The organism is Quyinboa mangrovi (genome assembly GCF_042219825.1).
In the GTDB taxonomy this organism is placed as follows: domain Bacteria; phylum Bacteroidota; class Bacteroidia; order Bacteroidales; family UBA5342; genus JBHJHP01.
The window spans coordinates 300,837-312,258 of record NZ_JBHJHQ010000001.1 but is presented as its reverse complement, the minus strand read 5'-3'; the positions used below and the strand labels follow the sequence as shown (position 1 = coordinate 312,258).

The 11,422-nt window shown below is 37.2% G+C and carries 9 protein-coding genes and 1 tRNA gene; 8 read left to right on the top strand and 2 right to left on the bottom strand.

The annotated features are described in order from the left end of the window. Positions 1-305 precede the first annotated feature (305 nt). Positions 306-695: a hypothetical protein gene (locus ACE1ET_RS01300; RefSeq protein WP_375726548.1), complete on the top strand. Its 390-nt coding sequence runs from the start codon at positions 306-308 to the stop codon at positions 693-695. Positions 696-835: 140 nt separating this feature from the next. Here the strand turns inward: ACE1ET_RS01300 and ACE1ET_RS01295 are convergent. After that, a tRNA-Leu gene (locus ACE1ET_RS01295) sits at positions 836-921 on the bottom strand. A gap of 97 nt (positions 922-1,018) precedes the next feature. Beyond that, positions 1,019-3,637: a DNA mismatch repair protein MutS gene (gene mutS / locus ACE1ET_RS01290; protein ID WP_375726547.1), complete on the bottom strand. Its 2,619-nt coding sequence runs from the start codon at positions 3,635-3,637 to the stop codon at positions 1,019-1,021. A 141-nt stretch (positions 3,638-3,778) separates the two neighbouring features. On the opposite strand from mutS, the gene ACE1ET_RS01285 reads away from it, so the two are divergent. The 7 genes from ACE1ET_RS01285 to ACE1ET_RS01255 all read left to right on the top strand — a co-directional run bounded on the left by ACE1ET_RS01285 (position 3,779) and on the right by ACE1ET_RS01255 (position 11,351). After that, positions 3,779-4,228: a DMT family transporter gene (locus ACE1ET_RS01285; protein ID WP_375726546.1), complete on the top strand. Its 450-nt coding sequence runs from the start codon at positions 3,779-3,781 to the stop codon at positions 4,226-4,228. 1 nt (position 4,229) lies between these two features. Further along, positions 4,230-5,249: an FAD:protein FMN transferase gene (locus tag ACE1ET_RS01280; RefSeq protein ID WP_375726545.1), complete on the top strand. Its 1,020-nt coding sequence runs from the start codon at positions 4,230-4,232 to the stop codon at positions 5,247-5,249. Further along, a complete protein-coding gene (locus tag ACE1ET_RS01275; RefSeq protein ID WP_375726544.1) occupies positions 5,246-5,782 on the top strand; it encodes an HDIG domain-containing metalloprotein in 537 nt (178 codons plus the stop codon). The genes ACE1ET_RS01280 and ACE1ET_RS01275 overlap by 4 nt, the downstream gene beginning before the upstream one ends. A 275-nt stretch (positions 5,783-6,057) precedes the next feature. Beyond that, positions 6,058-7,149, top strand: coding sequence for a DUF262 domain-containing protein (locus ACE1ET_RS01270; protein ID WP_375726543.1), 1,092 nt, complete (start codon positions 6,058-6,060; stop codon positions 7,147-7,149). After that, complete coding sequence (locus tag ACE1ET_RS01265) at positions 7,149-7,613, top strand: HEPN domain-containing protein (protein WP_375726542.1); 465 nt, start codon at positions 7,149-7,151, stop codon at positions 7,611-7,613. Before ACE1ET_RS01270 ends, ACE1ET_RS01265 begins: the two co-directional genes overlap by 1 nt. Before the next feature lie 433 nt (positions 7,614-8,046). Beyond that, on the top strand, positions 8,047-10,257 hold the full coding sequence (locus ACE1ET_RS01260; protein WP_375726541.1) for an FISUMP domain-containing protein: 2,211 nt from the start codon (positions 8,047-8,049) through the stop codon (positions 10,255-10,257). A gap of 110 nt (positions 10,258-10,367) precedes the next feature. After that, a complete protein-coding gene (locus tag ACE1ET_RS01255; protein WP_375726540.1) occupies positions 10,368-11,351 on the top strand; it encodes a Gfo/Idh/MocA family protein in 984 nt (327 codons plus the stop codon). Positions 11,352-11,422 lie beyond the last annotated feature (71 nt).

The following is an 11,422-nucleotide window of genomic DNA, read 5'->3' as shown; positions in this document are numbered from 1 at the left end:
AAACATAAAAAATCGAAAAAGGTCTGAGTAAATAAAATTATCAGGGTGTATTAAGATTAAAGAATACATATTCAGTAATCAGATTATAAGGAATAATTTAAATAGGTTTTTTTCATATACAATCATTAATGTTAGTTAGCACAGCCGTTCCTCCTGGAACGGCTATTTTTATGTCTTATACTAATCACATTTTACAAAATTAGTTGTCCTGAACCTGGTTGACAATTATAAAGTATCATTGGTTTTCCTTGACTTTTTAAAAAATTTCCCTTTTATTTAGTCTACATTAATACAATATCCGACAAATGAAAAAGCAAATATTATTTATTGCAACGATGATAATTTTAGGGAGTTCCTGTGTGAAAAATTCTCAAATTTCACAATTGTTTACTACTTGTTATTTAGACGATTTAAAATCCGCGCAAGACATAGACGATCATTATGATGAAGCAAGAGCTAATTACTTTGAAAATGTTATTGACAGTGATCCAAGTGGTTGTAAATTATACGCTATACATAGAAATCATAAATATTTATATACGACTCTTATATATAAGATTAACAACCTAAACGAATGTAACATGAGAACAACAGAAAAGAAATTGTTATTAAACCGATTAGATGATAATATTGCAGATATTGATTTTCAAATCGAACAACTTGATTTGGCCGAAAATTGTGAAGAAATAGAATGAAATTCATAAAATAAAATTGGTAAGGTGAAAAAATAAGGGCAACTCTAATTACTGAACCAGGCTAAATTACATTTAAGAACGTAATACAATCACTATAAACAAAAAACCCGTACTGCAAAAGCAATACGGGCTTTCTGGTGTACCCGGAGTGGGACTTGAACCCACACAACCATTTCTGGTTACTGGATTTTAAGTCCAGCGCGTCTACCAATTCCGCCATCCGGGCAACAATATCTTTTGGATGACTTATTTCAATGAATCGTGCTCATTTGAGCGGTGCAAATATAATGGTGTTTTCTTTTTTTCCAAAATCGAAATGCCAATTATTTCCCCTTTATCAGCTTTTTTATTTCGTTAAGTTTATTCAATGCCTCCACCGGCGTCAGATTATTGATATCCGTGTTCAGAATTTCATCACGGATTTGCGACAAAACCGGATCATCCAGCTGGAAAAAACTCATTTGAAAGCCTTCCCTTTGCTGGCCTATTTTATCCACCGGTTTTGAAATACCCGACTTACGGTTGTCTGTTTCCAGTTGTTTCAGAATATCCTCCGAACGTTTCACCACACTTTTTGGCATTCCTGCCATAGCTGCCACATGAATACCAAAGCTGTGCTCACTTCCCCCACGCACCAGTTTACGTAAAAACAGAATTTTATCATCCAGCTCTTTTACGGATACATTGAAGTTTCTGATCCTTTTGAAGCTTTTCTCCATTTCGTTCAGCTCGTGGTAATGCGTGGCAAATAAGGTTTTGGCCTTTGCCTTTGGATGTTCATGAATGTGTTCAACAATGGACCAGGCAATGGAGATTCCATCATACGTACTGGTTCCACGCCCCAGTTCATCAAACAAAATCAAACTCCGGTCCGAAATATTATTCAGAATGCTTGCGGCCTCATTCATCTCCACCATAAATGTGGATTCGCCTAATGATATGTTATCGGAGGCACCAACCCGTGTAAAGATTTTGTCCACAACGCCAATCTTAGCACTTTGAACGGGTACAAAAGCACCAACCTGGGCCATGAGTACAATCAGGGCTGTCTGACGCAACAAAGCTGACTTACCGGCCATATTAGGACCGGTAATGATGATGATCTGTTGTGAATCGCTGTCTAGCAGCACGTTATTCGAGATGTACTCCTCTCCTAACGGCAGCTGAGTTTCTATTACCGGATGGCGTCCTTCCACAATATCAATAACAGCTGAATCATTGACCTCTGGTCGCACATATTTATTTTCTTTGGCCACTCTTGCAAACGACAGAAGACAGTCCAGTTTGGCTATCAGGTTAGCGTTCAGCTGAATAGGCGCAACATATTCTACCAGATCATACACCAGCTGGCTGTATAATTTTGCTTCCAATACCTGTATCTTCTCTTCTGCGCCAAGAATTTTGGATTCATACTCCTTCAGCTCTTCGGTGATATAGCGTTCAGCATTCACCAGGGTCTGTTTGCGGATCCACTCTTCCGGAACCTTGTCCTTGTGCGTATTTCTAACTTCGATATAGTAACCAAACACATTATTAAAAGCCACCTTAAGGCTTGGTATTCCTGTCCTTTCTGTTTCCCGCTGCTGAAGTTTCACCAGGTAATCCTTGCCGGAATAAGCCAGATCACGCAGATTATCCAATTCCTCATTCACACCTGATTTTATAACATTTCCTTTCTGAATCAGGGATGGTGGATCGTCATTAATTTCTTTTCTTATCCTTTCACGAATAGTATCACAAGGATTGAGCTGTTCTGCCAACCTCTGTAATCCTTCATGATTCGTAGCAGCACAGGCTTCTTTAACTGGTATTACAGCATCCAGCGCTACGCGCAGCTGAACCACTTCGCGTGGAGTTATACGCGAAACAGAAGCTTTGGAAATAATACGTTCCAGATCACCAATCAGATTGATTTTTTCTTCCAGCAACATTTTAAAATCCGGCGTCTTAAAGAAATGATCCACAATATCGTGCCGCTCCGAAATAGCTTTAATGTCTTTCAACGGAAAAGCAACCCACCTTTTTAGTAATCTGGAGCCCATAGGTGAAATGGTTTTATCCATTACATCAACCAAAGCAGCTCCGCCTTCATTGATAGGATGAAACAACTCCAGATTCCGAATTGTAAACCGGTCAAGCCATACAAAGCGTTCCTCCTCAATTCGTGAAACGGCCGTAATATGTCCCAGTTGCTGATGATGTGTAATATCAAGATAATGGAGAATTGCACCGGCTGCCGTGATCCCGGCTTTCAGCTGCTCAACTCCATACCCTTTTAGGTTTTTTGTTTTAAAATGCTTAATGAGCCTGTCATACGAAGAGCTATATTCAAACACCCAGTCCTCCAGTTCATAGGTAAACAATTTTGAACCAAAAGCCTCCCTGAATTGCTGTTTTTTATTGCGTTCAAACAGTACTTCTTTAGGTGCAAAGCTATTGATGAGTTTATCGATGTATTCTACCGAACCCTCAGCCAGTAAAAACTCACCGGTTGAAATATCCAGAAAAGAAATACCGGCTTTGTTTTTCTCAATATGAACACTGGCCAGAAAATTATTTTCCTTATGATTAAGGATATTATCATTGATTGAAACTCCCGGAGTCACCAACTCTGTGATACCGCGTTTAACAATGTTCTTGGTGGTTTTCGGATCTTCCAGTTGCTCGCAGACCGCCACACGCAAACCGGCCCTGACTAATTTAGGCAGATATGTATCCAACGCATGATGAGGGAATCCGGCCAGCTCCACATACGAAGCGGATCCGTTTGCTCTTCGGGTCAATGTAATACCAAGAACCTGGGAGGTTTTTATGGCATCATCAGAAAAAGTTTCGTAAAAGTCTCCCACCCTAAACAACAGTATCGCATCAGGATGTTTATCCTTAATCTGGTAATACTGCTTCATGAGGGGTGTTTCAACTGCTTTTCTTCCTTGCGCCATAGTGTAATGTTCTGAATATGCAAATATAAAACATCACAGCGGTGAAGCCGAAAAGCCTGTAAAAAGTTTTAAACAAATATTTAAAATTCTGTACTCTTGGTTTTATTCCATTAAATTTGCAGGAATCATAAAAAATTGGTCATGCAAAAAACACTTTTACTAACTGGTATAGCGCTGATTATGGGCGGATTAATTCCGGTTCAAAGCAGCCTTAATGCATTTCTTGGTCAGCAGCTCAAAAGTCCGCTTCAGGCAACCTTCATAAACTTTGCAGCCGGTCTGCTCCTGTCCGTATTCCTGTTATTATTTGTGTTCAGAGTAACCATCCCTTCCATGACTGTACTTAAGGAAATTCCCTGGTATTACTACTTTGGAGGATTCATAGGCGTAAGTTTTGTAACCATGGTGGTTATGCTTACCCCAAAAATAGGTATCACCAATGTGTTAGCCGGAGCACTGGTAGGACAGCTGATTATATCTGCTATAATGGATCATTTTGGTTTACTGAACCTGAATGTGCATCCCATAACATGGAACCGTGTTTTTGGCATTATCTTTTTAATTGTCGGTATTATTTTAACTCAGAAGTAGTATGAAGACCAGACGCTTATCCATCCTGTTGCTAATCATTATAGCAGGTGCATTTCTTGTTATAAATTTCAATAAAGGGGAGTACATTCGTAACCAGGGGCTAATACATGGTACAATTTATCATTTTATTTATAACAGTCCCGATAAAAAGGATTTGCAGTCCATTCTTGAGCAGGAAATGCACCAGTTCGATAATTCCCTTTCCACTTTCGTTCCTTCATCTACAATATCTAAGATCAATAGCAATACCGATATGTCAACCGATTCGTTGTTTGAAGTTTTATACAAGCGTTCTGTTGAGATTTCGGATCAAACCGACGGCGCATTTGATATGACTGTAGCTCCGCTGGTGAACGAATGGGGTTTTGGATATGAAACATCTGGCGACAGTACCGTGAGCAAACAAATCATCGATTCTTTGCTTCAGTTTACCGGTTATGAAATGGTTCATCTTGTGGATCACAAAATAACTAAGGATGACCCCAGAATAAAACTCGATGCCAGTGCTATAGCCAAAGGTTTTTCGGTAGATATGGTTGCAAATCTTCTGGAAAAATATGGTGTGAAGGATTACATGGTGGAAATTGGGGGAGAAATACGGGTAAAGGGTAAAAATCCGAAAGGGCATAAATGGGTCATTGGCATCGATAAACCGATTGATGATCCCACTGTTTCGCATGAAGAATTGTTACAAACCATTGATATAACCAATAAAGCCATTGCCACATCAGGTAATTACCGGAACTTTTACGTAAAAGATGGCGTAAAATACAGCCATACCATCGATCCTGCCACAGGGTATCCGGTTCATCATAACCTGTTAAGTGCCACCGTAATTGCAGATGATTGTATGACTGCCGATGCATTTGCCACGGCCTGCATGGTTTCAGGTGTAGAAAAAAGTCTGACCTTTGCAAAAATGAACAAAAACCTGGATATATTCCTTATATACAGTGATGAAAACGGAGATCTTAAAACAGCCTCCAGCAATAATTTTGATGCATATTTGTCAAAGGAATGAATCCTGAAGAACTCATAAAAAAATATTACGCAGAGAATCCTGACGCTTTTGACAAACTAATGGTACACAGCACCATGGTTAAGAATAAAGCGCTGAAAGTAGTAGACGATCATCCTGAATTAATGGCAGACAGGGAATTTGTGGAATCAGCCGCTATGCTGCATGATATTGGGATTATCTTCACCAATGCACCTTCCATTGGATGCCACGGCAGCTGGCCGTATATAGCACACGGACACCTTGGAGCAGAGCTGTTGCGCAAGGAGGGTTATCCGTTTCATGCCAGGGTATGCGAAAGACATACCGGAACAGGCCTCACCCGCGAAGAAGTGGTCAACCAGAACCTTCCCATTCCCCCGTCGCGGTATGTACCTGAAACCATCGAGGAACTCATCATATGCTATGCTGATAAATTTTATTCCAAGGGAGACCTGACATATGAACATTCCGTAGATGAAGTGCTTCAAAATCTAAGCCGGTACGGAGAAGATAAGAAAGAAACGTTTCTAAAGTGGCATGAAATGTTTAAGTAGTAACTATTTTGAATGATGGATTAATATTATATTAAACAGCGATTAACACCACTATATCTATTTTATAAAATTACTCAGTTAAACCTATAAAGTTTATCAAATTTAATTTAGGTATTATCTTGAATAAATAGAACATAATTTATTCATTTATAAAGGTAGCCAATCTCCATTGAAATATATTTTATATTTTTATATACATTTTGCAAACCTTAAGCATAGAATTTGTAAATCAGTTTAAACAGTTGTAATAATTTAGATTATTTATTTTTACGATTATGGACAATAGAGCAGTTAGTAAAATCAATAAAGAACAGCCATTATTATTTGACTTTATTGATGAAACGGAAGATGAATCAATTGATTTTAGATACATAATAACAAGTTATGGCGCTGATTACCCTATTGACAGTTTAATGAAAAGAATTGAAGAAAAGGTTATTTTTGTGCCTCCCTTCCAAAGAAATTTTGTTTGGAATATCAATGAAGCTTCCAAATTTGTAGAATCTCTTATTTTAGGGCTCCCCGTTCCTGGAATTTTCCTTTCAAAAGAAAAAGAAACAAATAAACTTCTAATTGTTGATGGACAACAAAGATTATTGACACTGTATCAATTTTACCAAGGTTTTTTTGATAAAGTGCCATTTAGATTACAAAATGTTCAGGAAGACTTAGTAGGTAGAACATACAGAACATTAAAGCCTTCAGACAGAATTAGACTTGATGATTCTATACTACACGCGACTATTGTAAGACAAGATGAACCTGATGATAATGATAGTAGTATATATCAAATTTTCGAAAGACTTAACTCAGGAGGAAGAGCACTTAAACCTCAAGAAATTAGAGCATGCATCTATTATGGGGAATTTAATGAACTTCTAAATGAATTAACAAAACATCCCACATGGAGAAATATATTTGGTAAAGTTCCTGACTTTAGACTCAAGGAACAGGAATTAATATTACGCTTCTTCTCACTGCTTTACTATAGAGATGAATATGAAAAACCATTAAAGGGTTTCTTAAATAAAGTTATGAATAGAAATAGAAATTGTAATGAATATTCAAAAAAAGAATTACGTGCAATATTTGAAAGAACATTTGATTTTATTCATCATGCAATTAAAGCTAAACCTTTTAGAATTAAAAGAAATTTAAACCTCGGCGCATTTGATGCAATTTCAACAGGTATTGCTACACGATTAATGACTGGAGATATTGAAGATATAAAAGGTTTTGAAAAAGCATACAATAATCTTATTCATGATGAAGGTTTTATTCATATAGTTCAAGGTGGCACATCTGATGAAAAAAATATAAGAGATAGAGTTCAAATGGCAATTAATGCATTTGTTAAAGTTAGGTAATGAGTTTACAAAGACTTAATCTAATTGAAAAAAATCTGGATAATTTATTTGATGAAATATCCAAATTAGATGAGGGAGACGTAAATAAAGCTCATTTATCTAGATATTTATGCATTAGAACGTCTGGTTATCTCGAAACTGTTATTCGTAGTTTAATTCTAAATTTTTGCGAAGGTACATCTCCTCAACAAATTGAAAATTATCTAACCCAAAAAACAAAATATATAACTAATTTAGAATATAAAAAGATTTTAAGACTACTTGGGGAATTTAGCAAAGATTGGAAAGAAACTTTCGAATCAAATATTACTGATATTCAGAAATCTTCATTAAACTCAGTTGTTTCCAACAGAAATAGTATTGCTCATGGTAATACTGATAGTATTACATTCAGAAATATGAAGGAATATTACTTACACATAAAAGATGTTGTGCTATTGTTAAAAAATACTATAAAAAAATAGCTAACAACAATAATCTCATAATTAACGAAAAAACAATACCAAAAACATTTAAATGGGCAATCATCGGGACAGGGCGTATTGCTAATGAAATGGCGCACGACCTGCTGCTTTAAAAAATATTGAACTGACATGCGTTCACCCTTTTGACTTTTCAGTCATGAAGGACCATGTTACTTTATAATTTCACTATATAATGTTGAAGTATTTGCCCAAAGCTAACTTTACTTTTCCTGTGTATTAAGTTTTATCCAACCCGGATAAAAATGACATATTTAACAATTGTTTGTCATATTTTTTTGTACATTTATATGTCCACCACCTTGTAACTACTTGATTTTAAATACACAAAATAGCTTGTAGTGTATATGCATTTTATGTGAAGTATAAGCAATAAGATGTGAATATGCACAACAAATCAAATAAAAACCGCTTTATGAAAACTTATTTACTCTCTATTATTTTTATTCTTAGTGTAACCGTTTCTATTGCCCAGGATCACAGAGTAATTTTCAGCGCTGTGGGCGATTACAATTCAATTGATTCTATACGTGTAGAAAACATTACCCAGGGAACTTCCGTAAAAATGGGCGGAACCGATACACTTTTATTAATAAGGAGCTATACCCCACTGCAGATTCCCATAAAGTCAGATAATAATATCGCAATATATCCTAATCCTGTTTCAGATAAGTGTAATATCGAATTTACTCTTACTTCCACAGAATCCGTAAAAATCCGTCTGTTTGATAGTTCGGGAAAACTAATTGTTCAAAACAATTGTTCACTGTCAAAAGGAGATCAACGTTTACGAATTGAAAATTTAGACAAAGGAATATATTTCTTAAGTATTAATTCCAGAACATACTACAGTTCCGGTAAAATTATAAGTTATAGTGGAAATGGCCATGCCACTCCTGAAATAAGTATTAAGTCGGGTGGTTTTAATGCTGAATTTATTCATAAGAAAAGTATTAAAGAATCGGGTCTGGTATACCTTCCTTATATTTTTAATGATAATATTATTGCTACAGCGATGTGGACTAATGAAATAACAACCATTCCTTTTAGCAACGTCATACCTTTGAATTTTACGTGTGATACGGTATTGGATAAAGATTTTGAGGTCAATATTGAATTTACAGAATGCATTGACGCTATGGGAAAAAGTTATCCTACAATTGAACTTGGGAACCAGGTATGGATGGCTGAAAATTTTAAAAGTAAATTACAACTTGGTAGCTGGAGCTATGAGGATGATGAAAATAATGCTGAGCTTTATGGACGATTATATGATTGGAAAGCAGCAAAGCAAAATGCACCTGAAGGATGGCATCTGCCCTCCTTTGATGAATGGGTTCAACTTTACGGATATTTAAATTCGGGAAGTTACCAAACCAATGATACAACAATTAGCGGATTAAAATCTGTTTCCCATTGGGAAGATACCGATGAAGGCCAGACTGGTAATGGGACAAACACCAGCGGAATGTCTCTTTTGCCTGGTGGCTATAGAAATGCAAGTGGCTATGACGGATTAGGCCTGACAGGAAATTACTGGACTTCAACAACCTATGAGGCTGATACAAGTTATTCACAGGTCTGGAGGCTTTTTAGATGGAATACGTCAATTGGGATGGGTTATATGACAAAGGCAGACATGAGTCTTTCAGTCAGGTATATCAAAGACTATGCTCCGGAAATAGTAACTATGGCTGCCTCTGACATCAGTTCAACAGAGGCAACAATGAACGGCGTCATAAAAAATGATGGAGGAAATGCAGTAACCGAATGCGGTTTTTACTGGAGCAAAGTGAACCAGGTTCCGGATTCTGACGATAGCGTTTCCTTATGCACAACTCCATCGGATACGTTTGAAATAAAACTCGAAAATCTGGAACCGGATTCCAGATACTTTTATCGGGCATTTGCAACGAACAATTTAGGAACATCCAAAGGTGAAGTGCAGTTTATCACAACAGATCAGGATACCAATAAAATTGAATACGGCAGTTTTACAGATAGCAGAGACGGAACCACATATAAGACCATAAAAATCGGAGACCAAACATGGATGGCAGAAAATCTTGCATATATGCCATTTGTTAATCCTGCAGACAGCGTATCAACAGATGTACCCTTTTACTTTGTATCCGGATATAATGGAAACAACATTAATGAAGCTAAATCCACCTATAATTATGCCACCTATGGCGTCCTGTACAATTGGGTAGCTGCAACTACAGCCTCTCCGAATGGCTGGCATCTGCCATCTTTTGACGAATGGGAAGCTTTAACTGATTATATCAAAGACAATCCTGAATTATTTAACAATTGTACCGTTACATCTTCGCTGGCAGCTACTTCAAACTGGACCTACTCACCCAATACAGGCGCGGCGGGTAACGACTTGCAAAACAATAATAGTTCCGGTTTCTCTGCTCTACCCGGAGGAATGTGTCAGGCTACGATAGGACAGTTTCCGCATATTGAAACAAATGGGTACTGGTGGTTATCAACTGAAAAAGCAAATGTTTATGGTATGTTTACAATGGCATATTGTTTTAACCTGAGTTATAATATGGGATACTATTTTGATTCATACCATAAATCAGATGGATTTAGTGTCAGATGCATAAAGGACTAATTATGATAGTTTACATTCGGATAACGAGTTCAAATTAATCAGGAAAATAAGCTCCATTAATCAGATATGTTAGCTAAATTTAATGCTCGATAAAATTATAATTTCATACGATGGCAAAAACATTTAAATGGGCAATTATCGGGACAGGGCGTATTGCCAACGAAATGGCTCACGACCTTCAGCTTCTGAAAAATGTGGAAATAACAGCAGTTTTGTCACGCACTCAGGAGAATGCCGAAAAGTTTGCAAAAAAATACAGTATCCCGAATATTTTTTTCAACCGGGATGAATTTGCAGCATTTACCGATGTGGATGTGGTATATGTTGCTTCGCCACACAATGCACACTATGTCGATACCATGCTATGTCTGGAGAGCGGTAAAAACGTGTTGTGTGAAAAAGCAATGGCTGTGAATGCCAGGGAAGCAGCAGCCATGATTAACAAAGCCGGAGAAAAGCAATTGTTTTTAATGGAAGCCATGTGGATGGCATTTTTCCCGGCTATTCAAAAGGCTCAGACGCTTATTCAAAAAGGTAAGATTGGTGAAGTTCGCCAGATTGATGCCAATTTCTTCTTTTATAAAACCGACGATCCCAAACACCGCTTACTGAATCCTGATCTGGCCGGGGGAGCCATGCTGGATATCGGAATTTATGTGCTCTATTTTGCAATCCTGATGATGAATGAATTACCGGTCAGCAGTTCTTCTGTGGCATATCTTGGAAAAACCGGTGTGGATGAATCTTCATCATACCTGTTACGGTTTAAAAAAGGAACTGTTGCTACACTGGCCTCCAGTGTTATGGTTGAGGCCGAACGTAATGCCGCCGTTTACGGAACAGCTGGAAAAATTCAGGTTCCTTTATTCTGGAATCCTGATAAATTTTATTGCATTAAAAACGGCAAAAAGAAAACCTATAAATACAAACGTCAAGGCAATGGTTTTACGTTTGAAGCCGAACATGTGATGGATTGTATTAAAAAAGGAAAGATAGAAAGTAACGTTATAACCCATGAGCATTCCTTAAAACTAGCCGAACTTATGGACAGCTTCCGAAGAGAATGGGGACTGAAATATCCGTTTGAGGCATAAAGGACCATAACTTACGAATCAGGTTTAACGAAAATATCTTTTTTACTTTTTACCTTTAACTTGGTACCTGG